Annotated in this window: 18 protein-coding genes; 4 read left to right on the top strand and 14 right to left on the bottom strand. The window is 58.4% G+C overall.

The genetic code is table 11. The features are described 5' to 3' along the window. Window positions 1–69: 69 nt before the first annotated feature. From J3P89_RS02890 to J3P89_RS02880, 3 genes are all read right to left on the bottom strand, one after another. Window positions 70–828 (bottom strand): alpha/beta hydrolase family protein, encoded by a 759-nt coding sequence (locus J3P89_RS02890; RefSeq protein WP_434571500.1) that lies wholly within the window; start codon window positions 826–828, stop codon window positions 70–72. Further along, on the bottom strand, window positions 818–1,927 hold the full coding sequence (locus J3P89_RS02885; protein ID WP_434627800.1) for a DUF3182 family protein: 1,110 nt from the start codon (window positions 1,925–1,927) through the stop codon (window positions 818–820). Before J3P89_RS02885 ends, J3P89_RS02890 begins: the two co-directional genes overlap by 11 nt. Before the next feature lie 323 nt (window positions 1,928–2,250). Beyond that, complete coding sequence (locus tag J3P89_RS02880; RefSeq protein WP_434696657.1) at window positions 2,251–3,243, bottom strand: GlxA family transcriptional regulator; 993 nt, start codon at window positions 3,241–3,243, stop codon at window positions 2,251–2,253. A 98-nt stretch (window positions 3,244–3,341) separates the two neighbouring features. Here J3P89_RS02880 and J3P89_RS02875 point away from each other — a divergent pair, with 98 nt between their 5' ends. Further along, window positions 3,342–3,899, top strand: a complete 558-nt coding sequence (locus J3P89_RS02875; protein WP_434696656.1) for a cysteine hydrolase family protein — start codon at window positions 3,342–3,344, stop codon at window positions 3,897–3,899. A gap of 90 nt (window positions 3,900–3,989) precedes the next feature. Continuing rightward, window positions 3,990–4,607 (top strand): hypothetical protein, encoded by a 618-nt coding sequence (locus tag J3P89_RS02870; protein ID WP_434696655.1) that lies wholly within the window; start codon window positions 3,990–3,992, stop codon window positions 4,605–4,607. A 49-nt stretch (window positions 4,608–4,656) separates the two neighbouring features. Here J3P89_RS02870 and J3P89_RS02865 read toward each other — a convergent pair whose 3' ends face one another. Both J3P89_RS02865 and J3P89_RS02860 read right to left on the bottom strand, forming a co-directional pair. Next, entirely contained in the window at window positions 4,657–7,044 is a 2,388-nt protein-coding gene (locus J3P89_RS02865) for a TIM-barrel domain-containing protein (protein WP_434696654.1), read from the bottom strand. Next, a complete protein-coding gene (locus J3P89_RS02860; protein ID WP_434601986.1) occupies window positions 7,041–8,357 on the bottom strand; it encodes an MFS transporter in 1,317 nt (438 codons plus the stop codon). Before J3P89_RS02860 ends, J3P89_RS02865 begins: the two co-directional genes overlap by 4 nt. A gap of 212 nt (window positions 8,358–8,569) precedes the next feature. Here J3P89_RS02860 and J3P89_RS02855 point away from each other — a divergent pair, with 212 nt between their 5' ends. Beyond that, window positions 8,570–9,637, top strand: coding sequence for a LacI family DNA-binding transcriptional regulator (locus J3P89_RS02855; RefSeq protein ID WP_434655269.1), 1,068 nt, complete (start codon window positions 8,570–8,572; stop codon window positions 9,635–9,637). A 171-nt stretch (window positions 9,638–9,808) separates the two neighbouring features. On the opposite strand, the gene J3P89_RS02850 is transcribed toward J3P89_RS02855, so the two are convergent. Together J3P89_RS02850 and J3P89_RS02845 are read right to left on the bottom strand one after the other, a co-directional pair. Further along, window positions 9,809–10,324, bottom strand: coding sequence for a single-stranded DNA-binding protein (locus tag J3P89_RS02850; protein WP_024778338.1), 516 nt, complete (start codon window positions 10,322–10,324; stop codon window positions 9,809–9,811). 9 nt (window positions 10,325–10,333) lie between these two features. Further along, the gene (locus J3P89_RS02845; protein WP_305498449.1) at window positions 10,334–11,731 is read right to left on the bottom strand and encodes an MFS transporter; all 1,398 of its coding nucleotides are present in this window, start codon (window positions 11,729–11,731) and stop codon (window positions 10,334–10,336) included. A 168-nt stretch (window positions 11,732–11,899) separates the two neighbouring features. Here J3P89_RS02845 and uvrA point away from each other — a divergent pair, with 168 nt between their 5' ends. Continuing rightward, window positions 11,900–14,734, top strand: a complete 2,835-nt coding sequence (gene uvrA, locus J3P89_RS02840; protein ID WP_434696653.1) for an excinuclease ABC subunit UvrA — start codon at window positions 11,900–11,902, stop codon at window positions 14,732–14,734. 70 nt (window positions 14,735–14,804) lie between these two features. Here the strand turns inward: uvrA and bfr are convergent, their stop codons facing one another. The 7 genes from bfr to rpsM form a co-directional block, all read right to left on the bottom strand. After that, a complete protein-coding gene (bfr, locus tag J3P89_RS02835; protein ID WP_024778335.1) occupies window positions 14,805–15,269 on the bottom strand; it encodes a bacterioferritin in 465 nt (154 codons plus the stop codon). 158 nt (window positions 15,270–15,427) lie between these two features. Continuing rightward, the gene (locus J3P89_RS02830) at window positions 15,428–16,876 is read right to left on the bottom strand and encodes a catalase (RefSeq protein WP_434627781.1); all 1,449 of its coding nucleotides are present in this window, start codon (window positions 16,874–16,876) and stop codon (window positions 15,428–15,430) included. A 224-nt stretch (window positions 16,877–17,100) separates the two neighbouring features. Next, the gene (gene rplQ, locus J3P89_RS02825; protein ID WP_003176402.1) at window positions 17,101–17,487 is read right to left on the bottom strand and encodes a 50S ribosomal protein L17; all 387 of its coding nucleotides are present in this window, start codon (window positions 17,485–17,487) and stop codon (window positions 17,101–17,103) included. Window positions 17,488–17,529: 42 nt separating this feature from the next. Next, window positions 17,530–18,531: a DNA-directed RNA polymerase subunit alpha gene (locus tag J3P89_RS02820; RefSeq protein WP_003176403.1), complete on the bottom strand. Its 1,002-nt coding sequence runs from the start codon at window positions 18,529–18,531 to the stop codon at window positions 17,530–17,532. Window positions 18,532–18,553: 22 nt separating this feature from the next. Continuing rightward, window positions 18,554–19,174, bottom strand: coding sequence for a 30S ribosomal protein S4 (gene rpsD / locus J3P89_RS02815; RefSeq protein WP_003176404.1), 621 nt, complete (start codon window positions 19,172–19,174; stop codon window positions 18,554–18,556). Window positions 19,175–19,192: 18 nt separating this feature from the next. After that, entirely contained in the window at window positions 19,193–19,582 is a 390-nt protein-coding gene (gene rpsK, locus J3P89_RS02810) for a 30S ribosomal protein S11 (RefSeq protein ID WP_002555466.1), read from the bottom strand. A gap of 30 nt (window positions 19,583–19,612) precedes the next feature. Continuing rightward, a complete protein-coding gene (gene rpsM / locus J3P89_RS02805) occupies window positions 19,613–19,969 on the bottom strand; it encodes a 30S ribosomal protein S13 (protein ID WP_009045849.1) in 357 nt (118 codons plus the stop codon). Window positions 19,970–20,095: the final 126 nt, after the last annotated feature.

The following is a 20,095-nucleotide window of genomic DNA, read 5'->3' as shown; positions in this document are numbered from 1 at the left end:
CTCAGACTTTCTGCGAGTCCTTGTGGGAGCGAGCCTGCTCGCGAAGAGGCCCGCCAGGACACCAGCTGTCTACCGCTCCTGAATGATGCTCAACCGCTCGCCCACCACCATCTCCGTGATCCAGCTCACCAGGATCGAGGTGTAGGCCTGCTGTGACACGGGGTCACTCAGGGAATGGTCGGCGCCATCGATGATCCGATGAGTCAACGAGTGAGTCTGCTGGCAGGCGGCCCGGTAGCTCATGATCGTGGCGTGGGGCACATGATCGTCCGTCTCCGACTCCACCAGCAACACATCGCCGGTGAATTGCGCGCAGGCGTGCAAGGCCCGGTTGGTATCGGCGTGCACCAGGGTGCTGCGGTAATCGAGCAAGTCAGCCTTGTCGAGGTCGCGCTTGGGCGTGTGCCACTGCTCGTCGCGGTACAGCGCCGGCACCCGCAGGGCCAGCCAGCGCACCGGTCGCAATGAGGTAAGGATCGAGGCCAGGTAACCACCGTAGCTGGTACCGACCACCGCAATCGCCGAGGTGTCCAGGGCCGGGTGGGCGAGCAACCGGTCGTAGGCCGCCAGCAAGTCCCGCAGGTTGTCCTCGCGCGTGACCCGCGACAGTGGAATCCCGGCCCCACCGGTGTGGCCGCGCAAGTCAAAGGTCAGGCACACGCAGCCCAGGCCGGCGATGCCTTTGGCCCGCTCGAGATCTCGCTCCTGGCTGCCGCCCCAACCGTGTACGAACAACACACCGGGAACCTTCGACTTGGGGCTGAGGAAGGTTCCATTCATGTGTTCATCATCAATCGCAATCTGGATGGTTTCGCTTCTAGCCGTCATAGGATTGAACCGTTACGTATTTGAGTAGGAAATCACCATTTTCCGCAGCGCCGCGATAAACCTCCGTGGCGCCGGGCGGCAGCGGTTGGTCGGTGTAGGTTTCGACTGAGGACACCCGAACCGCGCGGATCGATGGGTCCTCGACGAACACCTGCAAGGCAGCCAGTTCAGCGCTGCTGGCGCCGCCCATTCGCCAGGACTGCTCCAGCACGCCACCGCGAGGCTGGCCCCCGGTATCCGTCCCTTGGGCAATGTCGTAGTTGCGCCGCGAAGCAAAGAACGTGGGGAAAGCCTGGTTGGCGGCGTCATCGAATACCTGCGCCAGCCGGACCGCTTCGCGCACATCGTCCGGCAATTCCAGGCCGAGAAGCTCGATGTAGCCCCCTTGCGCCACCAGCAGGTCGGAGCCGCCGTAGACCTCTTCCCCTTCGTTGTCGTGGGTCAGGTGCTGCACGCCGCAGTAGCTCAAGACCTTGCCGTTGATAAAGCTTTGGCCGACGCTCTGGGTCTTGACCTCACTGAGATTCTGTTCCAGCACGATTCCCTCGCTGAACAATGCCTGGGCGTCTGGAGCCGCGACGATCTCATCGAATTGCCCGATGCTCCGGATGACTCGCTGGCCACGTCCGGCGCAAGCATGGATTGGCTTGAAGCGAATCGGCCCGGCGTAGAGCAAGTGCTCGGCGGCCTGGCGCGCATCCTTGAGCGAAAACACGCTGATGCCATCGAGCACAACGCCCCGGGTCAGCTTGGCGAACAGCGGTGACCAGCCCTTCGGCGCGACCGCATCCTTATTCAACAGACCATGGGCAATCGCCTTGGTGCAGATGAAATCGTGGTCGACGTAACCGCCCCAAAGATCGTCCGGTCCCTTGACGCCCAGGCGCAACGCAGCCTCGGGACCGATCAGGGTTTGCGTAGGCAACAGGTACAGATCCCGCCCGGCGTGGTTCCGGCTGTCATAGCTGCCGCCGAACTCCAGGCCAAGGATATTCGCCAGCCAGCGCGCCAGCGCCCGATTGGTCTCGACTTCATGCAGGGGTGCCTGGGGATTGACCGAGTGGGCCACTACACATTTGTCACGATGGATCTGGGTCATGCGTTGTCCTTTCAACTGCGCTAAATAGCCGTAGCTATAAGGATTGCAGAGATCAGGCCAACGGCACGGCGGGGGACGAACGGTCAAGGAATCGGGGGGATGAACGGATGATGTGGCACCGGGCCTGTTTCATTCTGCACGACTGGAAGCGGATGTCCGGCAATTTGCACGACATCCCGAGCCAGCATTTCCCCCGTGGCGAGGGAGCTTGCTCCCGCTGGGCTGCGCAGCAGCCCCAACCTTAAACTGACAAACCGCGGTGCACATTATTCGGGGGCTTCACCCCCAGCGGGAGCAAGTTCCCTCGCCATTGAGGCTCCGTGTCAGCTTTTGGCAGCACTCGGGTTCACCCCGAACCTTGCCCGGTAATCACTCGGCGCCAGCCCGGTGATTTTCTTGAACGTCGCTCGAAAGGCACCCGGATCCTGATAACCGACGGTCCAGGCAATGTGGTCGATGGTACCGTTGGTGTACTCCAGCATTTCCCGGGCCTTGCCGACCCGCAGGTGCTGGCAGTATTCGGTGGGCTTGAGGCCGGTAGCCGCGCGAAACCTGCGCAGGAACGTGCGCTCCTCCAGCCCGGCCTGTTCGGCCATCGCGCCAAGGGAAACATCCACCGCGCCGCTGCGTTGCAACCAGTGCTGCACTTTCAGAATCGCTCCATCGCCATGCCCGAGGATCGGCGCGAAATTGCTGCCGCACTGGCTCGCGCTGTCGCTGTGCTCGATCACCAGAAACTGCGCGGTGCGTGTGGCGATGCCGGGGCCGAGCAAGCGGTCCACCAGCCGCAGCCCGAGCTCCGACCAGGCCATGAGCCCGGCGGTGGTGATCAGGTCGCCGTCGTCGACAATGGGTTTATCGGCGTTGAGCTTGATCTTCGGATAACGTGCCGCAAAGGTCTTGGCCGAGGTCCAGTGGGTCGTGGCACTACGCCCATCCAGCAAACCGCTTTCGGCCAGCAGGATGGAGCCGACGCAAACCCCGCCCAGTACCGTGCCGCTAGCGTGTTGCGCCCGGAGCCAATCCATCAGCGTCGGTGTTGCCACAGCTTCATTGAAGCCGGCAATGGACGGTGGGATCAACAAGGCCACCAATGGCGCGTGCGGACCGGCATCACTGGCAAACACCCGCGACGGCATTTCTCCGCCCGCCGTTTGCCAGTGGCTCACGCGCAGCCGCGGCAGCTGCACACTGGCATGCTCCGCCGCAATGCCATCCGCCACGGCAAACAGATCGGTCAAACCATGCACCGCGGCCATTTGCGCGCCGGGGTAGATCAGCACGCCGAGTTCGACGAATGCCTGTTCCTGCGCCATTGTCAGTTTTCCCTCGCCTATTGTCGTTACGGCCAATTCCCGCATCACCGTTCAGGACCAATACTGACTTTCCCCCTGTTGATAACCGAGGAAGTACCATGTCCAAGCAAGCGCTCATCGTAGTCGATATCCAGAACGACTACTTCCCCGAAGGCAAATGGCCTTTGGTCGGCGCCGAAGCCGCTGCCGACAATGCCGTCAGATTGATCGAGGCGTTTCGCCAGACCGGGAACCAGGTGGTGCACATCCGTCACGAATTCACCTCCGACGAAGCGCCATTTTTTACGCCCGGCTCTGAAGGTGCGCAGTTGCATCCCAAGGTACTCAACCGCGCCGATGAACCGGTCGTGCTCAAGCACTTCGTCAATTCGTTTCGCGAAACCGAACTGCAAGCGATCCTCGAACAGCACGGCATCGAACGGTTGGTCGTGGTCGGCAGCATGAGCCACATGTGCATCGACGGCATTACCCGCGCTGCCGCTGACATGGGCTATGAGGTCACGGTGGTGCATGATGCCTGTGCCAGCCGCGACCTGGAATTCAACGGCCTCGTCGTCCCTGCGGCCCATGTCCACGCTGCGTTCATGTCGGCGCTGGGGTTTGCCTATGCGAATGTGGTGAGTACCGCGCAATTCCTGAGCGGCAGCCAGGCGTAGACGCAGCCATCGACAGCAAGCGGAAATGACTAGGCGGGTGTGAGCGGTTACGACGAGAATGGCCAGATATCTTTCCGAAGAGCCAGCCGCATGAAACGCAGACGCCCGCCGCGCCTGGTCGAATCGCCCTTCCCGACCGCTACATCAGCGCCACGGCACCCGCCCACGTGGGATTGCGCAAGCGACGTATCCAGGCCGGGTTTCCTGGGGACCATGATCTACGTCGCGGCAATCTTGCTCGCCCTGCCTGCCTACTGGCTGGCAGTGTTTACCCTGATGCTGTTCAAGGTCGAAGGCCTGTCGCCGATTCACCAGCAGATCATTATGGAACCGCTGATTATCGCGCTCATGTTCATCAGTGCGTTCGCGGCCGTCTGTACGATCAACTGGCTCGCCTCAGGGCCCAAGGTGCTTGGCTTCTGCTTCGACGAACGCCAGCAACGCCTCACCTTCACCCAGTGCCGTCCTGCCCGGGAAACCACCGAAGAATGCGTGCCCTACAGCGACATCCATTACATCAAGCCCTACACCCTGAGCACTTTCGCTAACGTGAACCACTTTGATGTCGGCTACACCGGAGCCGATGGCAAGCCGATTGCGCTTCGGTTTCGGGTGGATATCACGGTGGCGGAAATGGCGTTCCATGCCACATGGTTGACACAGTCGATTGGCGAGAGGATGCAGGAGTTATTGGATCTGGATTTGTGAGCCGGTGGATTTGCCCTCCTGGACCGGGAGGGCAAGACCTGCCAGCGAATCAATGAAGTTGTCCATGCTCCGGAATATCCGCCAACTTCAAAGCGCACCCACTACGGCCATTGATTCTCAAGGCTCGCGCATCCGTAATCTTCAAGGACACCTCAAGCTGCTCCCACGCCGGACAAAAGTCCCCTGTTTTAGCGATCGTCAAATCAATGAAGTCCAGGCCATATTCAAGGGTCCATTTGATGACAACGCAGTTGCCGTTTTTCCAGTCATGACTGATGCCGTCATCTTCAAACAGCACGCCGCTGGAGGCACCTGAAGGCGCAGGAAAAATCACCAGCTCGCGACGCCGATCAAGAGAGGGATCGTTAAGCTTGTGGCATTCACCGATCGGTATCGCAGCGCCCCCTCGCACCAACAAGGGCAAACGTTCCAAAGGCGCAACCAGAACAACGGATTGACCGCCTTCGTACCAGTCACCGGTATGCCAGTCGCACCATCCCGTCGCATTCAGGGGTAACCACACCTCGCGCTCGCGGGCGCCTTCCTCTACCACGCTGGCGACGAGGACATCTCGGCCAAGAAGGAACTCGTCGTTTTCCTCGAACGTTTCACGGTCATGCTCGTGGTCAAGAAACGTAGGTCGCAAGATGGGCTCATCTTCGTTACTGGCTTGCCACAGCAAGGTATAGAAGTAAGGCATCAATCTGTATCGGAGACCGATGGCGTCACGGACCGCATCGGTGACCGTTGGGTGCATCCATGGCTCATTGACGGTGCCATCGTCGTTCCAGGAGTGAATGGTGAAGCGTGGATGCATCACACCATTCTGGACCCAACGGACAAACAGCTCCGGATCCGGCTTGTTACCCGAGAACCCACCTACATCGTGCCCGACGTTGTACAACCCCGACAGACTCATGCCCAGGCCCATGCGGGTGTTATAGCGGAGGGTTTTCCAGTTGGTTCGGTTATCACCGCTCCAAGTCTGAACGTAGCGCTGCATGCCGGCGCAACCTGAGCGTGAGATGAGATAGGGCCGTTCCGATGGCGAAAACCGCTGTTGTGCCTCTAAAGACGCTCTCATCATCAGCAATGCCATGACAGGCCGGATATGTTTGATTGCTATTTCGCGCCCGAAGCCGTGGCAGCGTGCCTCACCGTCCCACACCTCGAACTCATTGTTATCGTTCCACGTGCATTCAATACCCAGCTCCAACAGCTGTGTTGTGACATTCGACTGCCACCAGCTGACAGCGTCCGGGTTGGTGAAGTCCAGATGAGAGCCCTCATCGTCCCAGAAGACAGAGCGCTCTGGCATGTCGTGTTCAGAGTCGCCGATGAACATGTTTCGCCTAGCTACCTCGGCGTAGCGCGGATGATCCTGCAAGAGACAAGGCTTGATGTTGGCGACCAGCCTGACGCCGGCATCACGGTAGGCCTGGGCAAGCGCCTTGGGGTCTGGGACCTTTTCACGATTCCAGTTGAAAACATAACGTTTTTCGCCAATGGAGGTGTACCCGGATGACAGTTGAAAAGAGTCACAAGGGATATCGTGCCGACGGCACAGATCAAGAAACTCCAGCAATTGTTCCTGGGCATTTTCGGCATCGGTGTAGTGCATCGTCGAGCCGCTGTAGCCCAGGCTCCATTTAGGCAGAAACAGAGTGCGTCCGGTCAGACGAACAAAAGCCTTCGTCACATCCAGTATGCGCGGGCCTGCAAGTACCCAGTAATCGAGGTCACCGGCATCCGCTTTGTACCGACGGTAGGGCCGGTGATAATTATCCAGCTCGTTCCCCAGATCAAAGAGGCTGGTGTTCAGGTTGTCATAGAACATCCCGAAGCTGGCGTGCTCCTGGTGCGTGATGACAAAGGGGATATGTTTGTACAGCGGGTCAGTGCTCGCAGCGTCATATCCCATTGCATCCAGGTTACGCATTTCAAAGCGTTTGCCGGCGCGATTCAAATCGCCGGTCTTTTCGCCGAGCCCGTAATAGCGATGTTCCGGCGCGCGAAGCTGGTAATGCTCCAGGCCTTCACCATGAGCATCAAGCGAATAGGCACCGGTGGGCCGATCCGAAACCAACGGCCTCCAGTCCTGGCCATCGTGGTATTCCCATTGCAACCACAGCGGACGATTTACCGTGATGCGGAGTTTTCTGGTCGTGAGTACCAACCGGTCCTGAAATTCTTCGACCCGGTACGCGGGCAAAGAAAAATCCGCCAACGACTCGCGGGCCCGGCCCTCCCAGGCGACATCCTCCCGGGGCGCGATGCTCCAGGTCCGATCCAGTGCCAACGCGCCTGCACGCATGAGCAGGACACGCGCCAAACCGTCTTCGAGGATATGAATCCTGAAGAGATGTCGGCCCTCGACCAGAAGCTCGATGTAGCCTTTTTCCTGGGCCTGTAATTCCCAGACTTTAAGTGACTTCATTGGGCACGCACCGCTTCAGGTTTGGACGCTCTGTCGGCGATAAACAAAATCATGAAAAACGCACCTATAAAATCAAAGAGCCCCATCGCAATGAACAATGGGTTGAATCCTATCTTGTCCACGCTGACACCGATGATCAGCGAAAAAATGAAGCTGGCAATCCAGGCACATGAGCCTCGCATTCCGTTCACAGTCGCCAGCTCATCCCGATCAAACGTTTCGACGACCAGTGCACTTAACATGCAGGAGATAATCTGGTGGCCAAAACCGCCGACTGAAATAAGCGCAATCGCTACATAGGGGTCTTCCACCTGGGTCATCACGGCTAACGAAAACATCAGGAACGCGCCAGTGATTGAACTGGCGACAATCGAGTTCACACGGGTGCATTTGAAAAATCGATGGTAAGCGCGTGACAGGTAACCGCTGGCGACACTGCCCAGATCCGCCGCCAGAAACGGAACCCAGGCAAACAGTACGATTTGCTTGAGGTCCATTCCTCTTTCGTTGGCCAGATACAGCGGCACCCAGAAACTCATGACTGCCCATGCCGGCTCTGCCATGAAGGCGGGAAGCGCGATACCGTAAAATCGCTTGTCCCGACCAATCTTTTTCAACGCTTTGAAAAAAGGCATTTGCTGGCCGATTTTTTCGCCGTCTTGTTGGATATGCTTCAACTCATCGGGCGATAAGCGCGGATGAATAGTGGGAGCGTGGTAGAGCCATCCCCAGACGGCAGCCCATATCAGGCCGATCCCGCCGGAAATCAGGAATGCGCCCTGCCAGCCCAGGCTTACATGAGCCAGATAGATGATGGGAGGGGCGAGCATCGCCCCCAGAGAAAAACCAACCCCCGCCCATCCCGCAGCGATAGGGCGTTCTTTTTTGGGAAACCAGTCCCCTATCGCCTTGGCATTGGCGGGTGTAGCCGCTGCCTCCGAAGCGCCCATGAAAAAACGCAGAATCGCCAGATGTACCCAACTCGCTGCCCCGGCATGAAGAAGGCACATCACTGACCATACGACGGCGCATATGACGAAGCCGAGCTTGAGCCCGATCGCATCGATCAGCCAGCCGCAGACGGGTTGGAAAACTGTGTAGGCAAGTTGAAACGAGGCGACGACCCACGAGTACTGTTCCGTCGACATGCTGAACGTGGTTTTCAGTTCCGGCGCCAAGATACCCAGTGAATTGCGGGTTATATAGTTGACGGTGACGCCGAGCAAAAACAGGGAAAGCATCCACCATCGCAGATGCGGGATGAATTTTAGCTTGGCCGAAAGTCGAGCATTGCGTTCGATATCGATAGTCATCAATTCTTCGCCTGTCGCCGTATTTTCCGGCGTTTTGTTTTTATTTGAGGCTTGAACGCTATGGCAACTGCTCATGATCCGTACAGAAGCAGGCGTGTATAGATTTACATCCACCGCCGACGCAACTCGACAGAAACCCAAGCACGCTAGGATTGATGGCCCTTTTCTGCTATGAAAGCTTTTACATAAATTGTCTCAATGGATAAGCCACGGTGGGAAAGTTACGCATTGCTGAAATTGCGGCACAGACGGGCCTGTCCATCGCGACGGTGTCCCGGGTGCTTGCTGGCAAATCCAACACCCGCCCCGCCACGAGAGAAAAAGTGCTGGCGGCGGCTCGTCAGCAGGGCGTGATGGAAGGCCTCGCCAATGGTCGCTTCCTGCTCAACGGGCTTACCATCTTCGCGCCCTCGCGGGCCTTCAACGTACGCTCGGATATCTTCTACTACAAAGTTATCCAGGGCATCACACAGGCGGTCGCGCAACATGATGTTCGAGTTCGCTACTGCGAGCTTGAAGAGGTTGATAGCGACGCATTGCTGTTTTTACAGAAGATGAATCAGAAGGACACCGGTGCGGCGATCCTGATTGGTATTGATGATCCGCACATACACCAACTCGCGGCGGACCTCAGCAAGCCGACGGTACTGATCAACTGCATTGATCGCAGCATGCGCTTGCCCTCGATATCGCCCGACCACTTCTTGATCGGTCATTATTCGATAAATTATCTGTTTCAGATGGGGCACCGAAATGTACTGACCCTCCAGTGTCTCAGGCGGTACACGATGGATCTGCGGATACGTGGAATCCGTGATGCATGGAAGGAGCAAAATCTCGAATTCATCGAAACAAAACACCTGATGGTTGCCGAGGGTTTCGGCAGTGCTGAATCTGAAGCGCGGGTAGCGGCCTTCCTGGAAAACTGCGCACCCGACGACCGACCGACTGCCATCCTGGCCGGGGGCGACTTCATGGCAGCCGGCGCGGTTAAAGCGCTGCAGAATGCCGGCTTGAGGGTTCCTCAGGATGTTTCAGTGATGAGCATGGACGGGTTCAACCTGGCGGACATCAACGATATACCGCTCACCACGCTTCACGTGCCCCGCGATGAACTGGGCGCGGAAGCGATAAGGGTCTTGAGACAGCAGCTTTTCGAACCGCGATCGCCTTGTGGCAATCTTCTTCTCGGTGGACACCTGATAACCGGCAGTTCGGTGCGGCGCATCAAGCACAGCGCCAAGCAAACGCCGGTCTATCAAAAGATTATTTATGACTGATCCATTCGCGGCATAACCCGTCAATCCGTGCTCATCTCACTTGATTGATCCTTGGGACACCTTGGCTTACGCAAAGCGAAAAAAACCCTCCAGGCTTTGCAGCGAAGAGGGCTTTATCGAGCTTTCAGGTTTCATTCGATGAGGAGACTCATCGAATGAAACCACTGCGGATCAGAACGGAATATCGTCATCAAAGCTGTCGAAATCCGGAGCCGGTTGCGGTGCGGCCTGTTGCGGAGCTGGGCGCTCGCGCTGTGGCTGTGGCGCCGATTGCGGACGAGGGGCTTGCTGGCGTGGAGCCGACTGCTGGTAGTTGTTGCCGCCCTGCTGCTGGTCGCCTTGCGGACGGCCACCGAGCAACTGCATGGTGCCTTGCATGTCGACCACGATTTCGGTGGTGTAACGCTTGATGCCGTCTTTTTCCCACTCGCGGGTCTGCAGCTTGCCTTCGATGTAGACCTGCGAACCCTTGCGCAGGTATTCGCCGGCAATCTCCGCCACTTTGCCGAACATCGACACGCGGTGCCATTCGGTCTTCTCGACCTTCTGGCCGGTCTGCTTGTCGGTCCATTGTTCGCTGGTCGCCAGGCTCAGGTTGGTCACGGCGTTGCCGTTAGGCAGGTAACGAACTTCTGGATCCTGGCCGCAAGTACCGACCAATATGACTTTGTTAACCCCACGGGCCATAACGTTCTCCTAGGCTTCGCACGCTGCCGGGGCCGGGTTGTTCACCAGGCGCTCAAGCGTCGCACGATCCAATAATTCGGTGTCCAGTTTGATATAAACGGCCGCCTCGTCGGCGACCACCACTGCATCGGTTACTCCAACGACGGCCCTGAGGCGCTCGGCCAGGCCTGCTTCGCGGATGGCTTCGGGCGACAACGGCAAGCGCAGGCTCGTCACATACGGAGGTTCGCGCATGGTAACAGCAAAAACCAGCCAAAGTGCAGCCAGCGCGGCACATCCCAGGAACACAACCGACAAACCGCCATGCTGGAACAGCCAGCCGCCGAGGATCCCGCCCAATGCCGAACCGAGGAACTGGCTGGTGGAATAAACCCCCATCGCCGTGCCCTTGCCGCCCGCCGGTGACACCTTGCTGATCAGCGACGGCAGTGACGCCTCCAACAGGTTGAACGCGGTGAAGAACACCACCGTGCCAATCACCAAGGCGCGCAAGCTGTCGCCGAACTGCCAGAAGAATAGCTCAGTGAGCATGAGCGTCACGACGGCGCCGAGCAAAACTCGTTTCATTTTGCGTCGCTTCTCGCCATAGATAATGAACGGAATCATGGCGAAGAACGAAATGACCAGTGCCGTCAGATAGACCCACCAGTGCTGCTCCTTGGGCAGGCCGGCCTTTTCCACCAGCGCCAGCGGCAAGGCCACGAAGCTGGACATCAACATGGCATGCAGCACGAAGATGCCCAGGTCCAGGCGCAGCAGGTCAGGATGCTTTAGCGTCGGCACCAGCGCCTGGCGGGCCACCCCGGATTCACGGTGCTGCAACGGCCCGGTGGAGCGCGGCACGATCAACGCGACGATGAGGATGCCCACCAGTGCCATGGCACCGGTCGCCAGGAACAACCCCGACAACCCAAAGGCACGGGTCAACAACGGTCCTACAACCATGGCGACGGCGAACGACAGACCAATCGTCATGCCGATCATCGCCATGGCTTTCGTGCGATGTTGCTCGCGGGTCAGGTCCGACAGCAACGCCATGACGGCAGCGGAAATGGCGCCCGCTCCTTGTAGGATCCGTCCGGCGATCACGCCCCAGATCGAATCGGCATTCGCCGCCAGCACGCTGCCGAGGGCGAACACGATGAGCCCCAGGTAAATCACCGGGCGCCGGCCGATCCGGTCGGAAATGATCCCGAAGGGAATCTGGAAAATCGCCTGGGTCAGGCCGTAGGCGCCGATGGCGAGCCCGATGAGGGCCGGGGTCGCGCCCGCCAGGTCCATGCCATAGGTCGCCAGTACCGGCAACACCATGAACATGCCGAGCATGCGGAAGGCGAACACCAGGGCCAGACCGCCTGCCGCGCGGGTCTCGCCGCTACTCATGCGTTCGCTGTGGGGATCTTGCATGGAAAAACCTCGTGTGAACCGGCGGGGATTCTACCAGTCCCATCGATTGAGGGGGTATATGGCGACCGTTTGCCGCGCAGTCTTCATGTATGGCTTGCAATAGTGTGCATCCATCCAGTATTTGCCCGTATACTCCTACGTTTTCGACGCCCGCCGAGCGAGGCCACTTTGGACAAGATCCTGATTCGTGGGGCCCGTACCCACAACCTGAAGAACATCGACCTGACCCTGCCCCGGGACAAGCTGATCGTCATCACCGGCCTGTCCGGATCCGGCAAATCATCCCTGGCCTTCGACACCTTGTACGCCGAAGGCCAGCGCCGCTATGTCGAATCGCTGTCGGCCTACGCCCGGCAGTTCCTGTCGATGATGGAAAAACCCGACGTCGATACCATCGAAGGCCTGTCGCCAGCGATCTCCATCGAACAGAAGTCGACGTCCCATAACCCGCGGTCGACGGTCGGCACCATTACCGAGATCTACGACTACCTGCGCTTGCTGTATGCGCGAGTTGGTATCCCCCGCTGCCCTGATCACGACACCCCACTGGAAGCCCAGACCGTCAGCCAGATGGTCGACCTGGTGCTCGCCCAGCCGGAAGGCAGCAAGCTGATGCTGCTCGCACCGGTGATTCGCGAGCGCAAGGGCGAACACCTGATGGTCTTCGAAGAATTGCGCGCCCAGGGCTTCGTACGCGCCCGGGTCAACGGCAAGCTTTGCGAGCTCGACGAGCTGCCGAAGCTGGATAAACAGAAGAAGCACTCGATCGATGTGGTGGTAGACCGCTTCAAGGTCCGCGCCGACCTGCAGCAGCGCCTGGCCGAATCCTTCGAGACCGCGCTGAAGCTGGCCGACGGCATCGCCCTGGTGGCGCCGATGGACGACGAACCCGGTGAAGAGATTATCTTCTCGGCACGCTTCGCCTGCCCGATCTGCGGCCACGCCATCAGCGAGCTGGAACCCAAGCTGTTTTCCTTCAACAACCCGGCCGGCGCCTGCCCGACCTGCGACGGCCTGGGGGTCAAGCAGTTCTTCGACACCAAGCGGCTGGTCAACGGCGAGCTGACCCTGGCCGAAGGCGCGATTCGTGGCTGGGACAGGCGCAACGTCTATTATTTCCAGATGCTCGGGTCGCTGGCGGCCCATTACAAGTTCAGCCTGGACAAACCATTCAACGAGCTGCCTGCGGACCAGCAGAAATTCATCCTGCACGGCAGCGGCACGCAGAACGTCGATTTCAAATACCTGAATGACCGTGGTGATATCGTCAAGCGCTCCCACCCGTTCGAAGGCATCGTGCCTAACCTGGAACGGCGCTACCGCGAGACCGAATCGGCCAGCGTGCGCGAAGAACTCGCCAAGTTCCTCAGCACCCAGCCCTGCCCGGACTGCCGCGGCACCCGTTTGCGCCGGGAGGCGCGGCACGTGTGGGTGGGTGAGAAAACCCTGCCGGCGGTGACCAGCCTGCCGATCGGCGATGCCACTGACTATTTCGGCGGCTTGAAGCTCACCGGCCGTCGTGGCGAAATCGCCGACAAGATCCTCAAGGAGATCCGCGAACGCTTGCAGTTCCTAGTGAACGTCGGCCTGGACTACCTGACTCTCGACCGCAGCGCGGATACCCTGTCCGGCGGTGAGGCCCAGCGTATCCGTCTGGCCAGCCAGATCGGTGCCGGGCTCGTGGGTGTCATGTACATCCTCGACGAACCGTCCATTGGCTTGCACCAGCGGGACAACGACCGGTTGCTCGGCACGCTGAAACACCTGCGCGACATCGGCAATACGGTGATCGTGGTCGAACACGATGAAGACGCGATTCGCCTCGCCGATTACGTCGTGGATATCGGCCCGGGCGCGGGGGTGCACGGCGGACACATCGTCGCCCAGGGCACCGCCGCCGAAGTCATGGCGCACCCCGACTCGCTGACCGGCAAATACCTGTCGGGCCGGGTGAAGATCAAGGTGCCGGCCAAGCGTACCCCACGCAATAAAAAGCTGTCGTTGACCCTCAAGGGCGCACGCGGCAACAACCTGCGCAATGTCGACCTGGAAATCCCGATCGGCCTGCTGACCTGCGTTACCGGTGTTTCCGGCTCCGGCAAGTCGACGCTGATCAACAACACGCTGTTTCCCCTCAGTGCCACCGCGCTGAACGGTGCCACCACCCTGGAAGCCGCCGCGCACGACAGCATCAAGGGCCTGGAGCATCTGGATAAAGTTGTCGACATCGACCAGAGCCCGATCGGCCGGACGCCGCGCTCCAACCCGGCGACCTATACCGGGTTGTTCACGCCGATCCGCGAACTGTTCGCCGGCGTACCGGAATCACGCTCGCGGGGCTACGGCCCGGGCCGCTTCTCGTTCAACGTCAAGGGCGGGCGCTGCGAGGCCTGCCAGGGCGATGGCCTGATCAAGGTGGAGATGCATTTCCTGCCCGACATCTATGTGCCGTGCGATGTGTGCAAGAGCAAGCGCTATAACCGTGAAACGCTGGAGATCAAGTACAAGGGCAAGAACATCCACGAAACCCTCGAAATGACAATCGAGGAGGCCCGAGCGTTCTTCGACGCAGTACCGGCATTGGCGCGCAAGCTCCAGACATTGATGGATGTAGGGCTTTCGTACATCAAGCTCGGGCAGTCGGCGACGACCTTGTCCGGCGGCGAGGCGCAGCGGGTCAAGCTGTCCCGTGAACTGTCCAAGCGCGATACCGGCAAGACCCTGTATATCCTCGACGAGCCGACCACAGGCCTGCACTTCGCCGATATCCAGCAATTGCTCGATGTATTGCATCGCCTTCGCGACCACGGCAACACCGTTGTGGTCATCGAGCACAACCTGGATGTGATCAAGACGGCTGACTGGCTGGTAGACCTCGGGCCGGAAGGCGGCTCCAAGGGCGGCCAGATCATCGCCGTAGGTACGCCGGAGCAAGCGGCGGAAATGAAGCAGTCTCACACCGGCTATTACCTCAAGCCGTTGCTGGAGCGTGACCGGGACTGAAACACCGGGCATGAAAAAGCCCCTGTCATCTCATCGATGGCAGGGGCTTTTTTATCCCGCAATAAATACATCAGAACTGCGATTGCAGGTAATTCTCCAGCCCGATCAACTTGATCAGACCCAGCTGCTTTTCAAGCCAGTAAGTGTGGTCTTCTTCAGTATCGTTGAGCTGCACCCGCAGGATCTCGCGAGTGACGTAGTCGTTGTGCTGTTCGCACAGCTCGATGCCTTTGCACAGCGCCGCGCGGACTTTGTATTCCAGACGCAGGTCGGCGGCGAGCATGTCAGGTACGGTGGTACCGATGTCAAGGTCGTCCGGGCGCATGCGTGGCGTGCCTTCGAGCATCAGGATCCGGCGCATCAACGCATCGGCGTGCTGCGCTTCTTCTTCCATCTCGTGGTTGATACGTTCGTAGAGCTCGGTAAAACCCCAATCCTCGTACATCCGCGAGTGGATGAAATATTGATCACGGGCTGCCAGTTCGCCTGTCAGCAACGTGTTGAGGTAATCGATTACGTCTGGGTGACCTTGCATCGCCCTACATCTCCACAAGCTTTGAAAGGCCCTAGTTTGAACCAAGCTGACTGCAAGGTCACTCGCCTATCGCAATAAAAGTGAAGAAAATCCGAGAAAAGGAGGGTAAATAACGCAAAAACCGCCAAAATGAGGGCGGTTCTGCTTCTCGTTTAGACTTAGTTAAGCTGTACGCCCAAGGCTTTTGCGATACCTTCTCCATAAGCAGCGTCTGCCTTGAAGAAATGCTGCAACTGGCGATCGACAACATCCGCCGAGACCCCCGCCATAGCACCGGCGATATTGCTGATCAACAGCGCTTTCTGCTCATCGTTCATCAAGCGGAACAGCGCACCGGCATGGCTGTAGTAGTCGGTATCTTCGCGATGATCATACCGATCCGCCGCACCGCTGAGGGCCAGCGCCGGCTCCGCATAACGCGGCGCCTGCTTCGGCGCCTCCACGAAGCTGTTCGGCTCATAGTTCGGAGCTGCGCCGCCATTGCTGCCGAACGCCATGGCGCCGTCGCGCTGGTAGGTATTAACCGGGCTGCGCGGCGCGTTCACCGGCAACTGCTGATGGTTGGTACCTACGCGGTAGCGGTGTGCATCGGCATAGGCAAACACACGACCCTGCAGCATGCGATCAGGCGAGAGACCCACGCCCGGCACCATGTTGCTAGGCCCGAATGCCGCTTGCTCCACTTCGGCGAAGTAGTTCAGCGGGTTGCGGTTGAGCTCCAGCTCGCCGACTTCGATCAGCGGAAACTCTTTCTGCGACCAGGTCTTGGTCACATCGAACGGGTTTTCGTAATGGGCCGCGGCCTGTGCCTCGGTCATGATCTGGATGCAGACACTCCATTTCGGGAAGTCACCACGCTCGATCGCGTTGAACAGGTCGCGCTGGGCATAATCCGGATCGGTGCCCGCCAGGCGTGCAGCTTCGGCCGGCGCGAGGTTCTTGATGCCTTGCTTGGTCTTGTAGTGCCATTTCACCCAGTGACGCTCACCCAGGGCATTGATCAGGCTGTAGGTGTGGCTGCCGAAACCGTGCATGTGACGGTAGCCGTCAGGAATACCGCGGTCAGAGAACAGAATGGTGACCTGATGCAACGCTTCGGGCGAGTGCGACCAGAAGTCCCACATCATCTGGGCACTTTTGAGGTTGCTTTGTGGCAGGCGCTTCTGGGTGTGAATGAAGTCTGGAAACTTCAGTGGGTCGCGGATGAAAAACACCGGTGTGTTGTTGCCGACGATGTCCCAGTTACCTTCCTCGGTGTAGAACTTCAGGGCGAAACCGCGTGGATCGCGCTCGGTATCGGCGGAGCCGCGCTCGCCACCCACGGTAGAGAAGCGCAGGAAAGTCGGCGTCTGCTTGCCAACCGACTCGAACAACTTGGCGCTGGTGTATTGAGTGATGTCGCGAGTTACGGTGAAGGTGCCGTAAGCGCCCGAGCCCTTGGCGTGCACACGACGCTCTGGAATGTTTTCGCGATTGAAATGAGCAAGCTTCTCGATCAGGTGGAAATCGTCGAGCAGCAGCGGGCCACGTGGGCCGGCGGAGCGAGAGTTCTGGTTATCGGCGACAGGAGCGCCACTGGCGGTCGTAAGCGTTTTGGTCTGGCTCATGCTCAAATCTTCCTAGGTCGGTTCGGACTGCCGGCTAATCGGCTGGTGAGGAGTATTGATCATGTTAGTGGCAGTATCCAAATTCATTAAATCATGGGCTTCGATAGTCATTATCTAATAAGCAAGATTGCCAATAGCCAGGCCAAGCGAAACGGCTAAAGCACTTTTCTATCGAGCACAAAAAACCGGGCACTAGGCCCGGTTCTTCGTTGCAGACTGTCGTCTTACTCGGCGCTTACAGCTTCGCCGGCAGTAGCACGATCAACCAACTCGACGTACGCCATAGGCGCGTTGTCGCCAGCGCGGAAACCGCACTTGAGGATGCGCAGGTAGCCACCCTCACGGGTAGCGTAACGCTTGCCCAGGTCGTTGAAGAGCTTACCAACGATAGCTTTCGAACGAGTACGGTCGAAAGCCAGACGGCGGTTAGCCAGGCTGTCTGTCTTGGCCAGAGTGATCAGCGGCTCGGCAACGCGGCGCAGTTCTTTGGCTTTCGGCAGTGTAGTTTTGATCAGCTCGTGCTCGAACAGCGACACCGCCATGTTTTGGAACATGGCCTTGCGGTGCGAGCTGGTGCGGCTCAGGTGACGACCACTTTTACGATGACGCATGGTTCATTCCTTACCAAACACAACGTTCGGTGATTACGACGATCAGGCAGTCGCCTTGTCGTCCTTCTTAAGACTTGCAGGCGGCCAGTTGTCGAGGCGCATGCCGAGGGACAGACCGCGGGAGGCCAGAACGTCCTTGATTTCAGTCAAGGATTTCTTGCCAAGGTTCGGAGTCTTCAACAGCTCTACTTCGGTACGCTGAATCAGGTCACCGATGTAGTAGATGTTTTCCGCCTTAAGGCAGTTAGCCGAACGTACAGTCAGTTCCAGATCGTCAACCGGGCGAAGCAGGATCGGATCGATCTCGTCTTCCTGCTCGATAACCACTGGCTCACTGTCACCCTTGAGGTCGACGAACGCAGCCAACTGCTGTTGCAGGATGGTTGCAGCGCGGCGGATAGCCTCTTCAGGATCCAGGGTACCGTTGGTTTCCAGATCAATAACCAGCTTGTCCAGGTTGGTACGCTGTTCGACACGGGCGTTTTCCACCACGTATGCGATACGGCGAACCGGGCTGAACGAAGAGTCAAGCTGCAAGCGACCGATGCTGCGGCTTTCGTCTTCATCGCTCTGACGCGAGTCTGCCGGTTCATAACCACGACCACGAGCTACGGTGAGCTTCATGTTCAGGGCGCCGTTAGACGCCAGGTTAGCGATTACGTGATCGGGGTTAACGATCTCGACATCATGATCCAGCTGAATATCGGCAGCGGTAACCACCCCCGAACCCTTCTTCGACAAGGTCAGCGTAACTTCGTCACGACCGTGCAGCTTGATAGCCAGACCTTTAAGGTTCAACAGGATTTCAATTACGTCTTCCTGTACACCTTCGATGGCGCTGTACTCGTGGAGCACACCGTCAATCTCGGCCTCGACTACTGCACAGCCGGGCATTGAGGACAACAGGATGCGGCGCAGCGCGTTGCCCAGGGTGTGGCCGAAACCACGCTCGAGAGGCTCGAGTGTGATCTTGGCGCGGGTTGGACTGACAACCTGCACATCAATATGGCGGGGTGTCAGGAACTCATTTACCGAAATCTGCATGGATGCACCTATTTTCTAGCCCTTACTTGGAGTAGAGCTCGACAATCAGGCTTTCGTTGATGTCGGCGGACAGATCACTGCGAGCAGGAACGTTCTTGAAAACGCCCGACTTCTTCTCAGTGTCTACTTCTACCCATTCTACGCGGCCACGTTGGGCACACAGATCGAGAGCTTGGACAATGCGAAGTTGGTTTTTTGCTTTCTCGCGAACAGCAACCACGTCACCAGCACGAACCTGGTAGGACGGAACGTTCACGGTCTGGCCGTTAACGCTGATCGACTTGTGCGATACCAGCTGACGGGATTCGGCACGAGTAGAACCGAAACCCATACGGTATACAACGTTGTCCAGACGGCATTCGAGCAGCTGCAACAGGTTTTCGCCGGTTGCGCCTTTCTTGCCAGCAGCTTCTTTGTAGTAGCCGCTGAATTGACGCTCGAGAACGCCGTAGATACGACGGACCTTCTGCTTTTCACGCAGTTGGGTGCCGTAATCGGACTGGCGACCGCGGCGTTGGCCGTGGATACCAGGTGCTGCTTCAATGTTGCACTTCGATTCGATCGCGCGCACGCCGCTCTTCAGGAAGAGATCGGTGCCTTCGCGACGAGCGAGTTTGCATTTTGGACCAATGTAACGAGCCATTCTTTACAATCTCCTGGATTACACGCGGCGCTTCTTCGGCGGACGGCACCCGTTGTGCGGGATTGGCGTCACGTCGGTGATGCTGGCGATCTTGTAGCCACAGCCGTTCAAAGCGCGGACTGCGGATTCACGACCTGGACCTGGACCTTTGACGTTGACGTCGAGGTTTTTCAGGCCGTATTCCAGCGCAGCTTGACCAGCACGCTCAGCAGCTACTTGAGCAGCGAACGGGGTGGACTTGCGGGAACCGCGGAAACCCGAACCACCGGAGGTAGCCCAGGAAAGAGCGTTACCTTGACGGTCGGTAATGGTCACGATGGTGTTGTTAAAAGATGCATGGATGTGGGCGATGCCATCAACCACTGTCTTTTTAACTTTTTTACGAGGACGAGCAGCAGGTTTTGCCATGATTAAATTCCTGTCGATTCGCTGGGGCGATTACTTGCGGATCGGCTTACGCGGACCTTTACGGGTACGCGCGTTGGTCTTGGTACGCTGACCGCGTACTGGCAGACCACGACGATGACGCAGACCGCGATAGCAACCGAGGTCCATCAAGCGCTTGATTTTCATGTTGATTTCGCGACGCAGGTCACCTTCAGTGGTGAACTTCGCCACTTCGCCACGCAGCTGTTCAATTTGCTCGTCGCTCAGATCCTTGATCTTTGCTGCTGGGTTGACCCCAGTCTCTGCACAAATTTTCTGTGCAGTAGTGCGACCAACACCATAGATGTAGGTCAGCGAGATAACAGTATGCTTGTTATCTGGAATGTTGACGCCTGCAATACGGGCCATTCAGTGGGACTCCAATTGACAGCTACCTACGCCCCGGAAGCCAAGAAATAGGGCGCGAGATAATATCGCTGTAATAACAAATAATCAACCCGGCAGCGCACTAGCTGCCGGGCTTAAAGCACAATC

The sequence above is a fragment of the Pseudomonas sp. Z1-14 genome, from assembly GCF_051132005.1.
In the GTDB taxonomy this organism is placed as follows: Bacteria; Pseudomonadota; Gammaproteobacteria; order Pseudomonadales; family Pseudomonadaceae; genus Aquipseudomonas.
Note: the sequence above shows the minus strand (reverse complement) of the source record. Positions and strands in the feature narration are given on the sequence as shown.

Bases quoted from the DNA above. Each gene is read 5' to 3' on its own strand.
- J3P89_RS02870 (WP_434696655.1), top strand. From the start codon at position 3,990: ATGAAACGCAGACGCCCGCCGCGCCTGGTCGAATCGCCCTTCCCGACC.
- J3P89_RS02860 (WP_434601986.1), bottom strand. From the start codon at position 8,357: ATGACTATCGATATCGAACGCAATGCTCGACTTTCGGCCAAGCTAAAA.
- rplQ (WP_003176402.1), bottom strand. From the start codon at position 17,487: ATGCGTCATCGTAAAAGTGGTCGTCACCTGAGCCGCACCAGCTCGCAC.
- rpsD (WP_003176404.1), bottom strand. From the start codon at position 19,174: ATGGCTCGTTACATTGGTCCAAAATGCAAACTCGCTCGTCGCGAAGGC.
- J3P89_RS02865 (WP_434696654.1), bottom strand. From the start codon at position 7,044: ATGAAGTCACTTAAAGTCTGGGAATTACAGGCCCAGGAAAAAGGCTAC.
- rpsM (WP_009045849.1), bottom strand. From the start codon at position 19,969: ATGGCCCGTATTGCAGGCGTCAACATTCCAGATAACAAGCATACTGTT.
- J3P89_RS02885 (WP_434627800.1), bottom strand. From the start codon at position 1,927: ATGACCCAGATCCATCGTGACAAATGTGTAGTGGCCCACTCGGTCAAT.
- bfr (WP_024778335.1), bottom strand. From the start codon at position 15,269: ATGCAAGGTCACCCAGACGTAATCGATTACCTCAACACGTTGCTGACA.
- rpsK (WP_002555466.1), bottom strand. From the start codon at position 19,582: ATGGCAAAACCTGCTGCTCGTCCTCGTAAAAAAGTTAAAAAGACAGTG.
- J3P89_RS02875 (WP_434696656.1), top strand. From the start codon at position 3,342: ATGTCCAAGCAAGCGCTCATCGTAGTCGATATCCAGAACGACTACTTC.
- J3P89_RS02820 (WP_003176403.1), bottom strand. From the start codon at position 18,531: ATGCAGATTTCGGTAAATGAGTTCCTGACACCCCGCCATATTGATGTG.
- J3P89_RS02830 (WP_434627781.1), bottom strand. From the start codon at position 16,876: ATGAGCCAGACCAAAACGCTTACGACCGCCAGTGGCGCTCCTGTCGCC.
- J3P89_RS02845 (WP_305498449.1), bottom strand. From the start codon at position 11,731: ATGCAAGATCCCCACAGCGAACGCATGAGTAGCGGCGAGACCCGCGCG.
- J3P89_RS02850 (WP_024778338.1), bottom strand. From the start codon at position 10,324: ATGGCCCGTGGGGTTAACAAAGTCATATTGGTCGGTACTTGCGGCCAG.
- J3P89_RS02890 (WP_434571500.1), bottom strand. From the start codon at position 828: ATGACGGCTAGAAGCGAAACCATCCAGATTGCGATTGATGATGAACAC.
- J3P89_RS02880 (WP_434696657.1), bottom strand. From the start codon at position 3,243: ATGGCGCAGGAACAGGCATTCGTCGAACTCGGCGTGCTGATCTACCCC.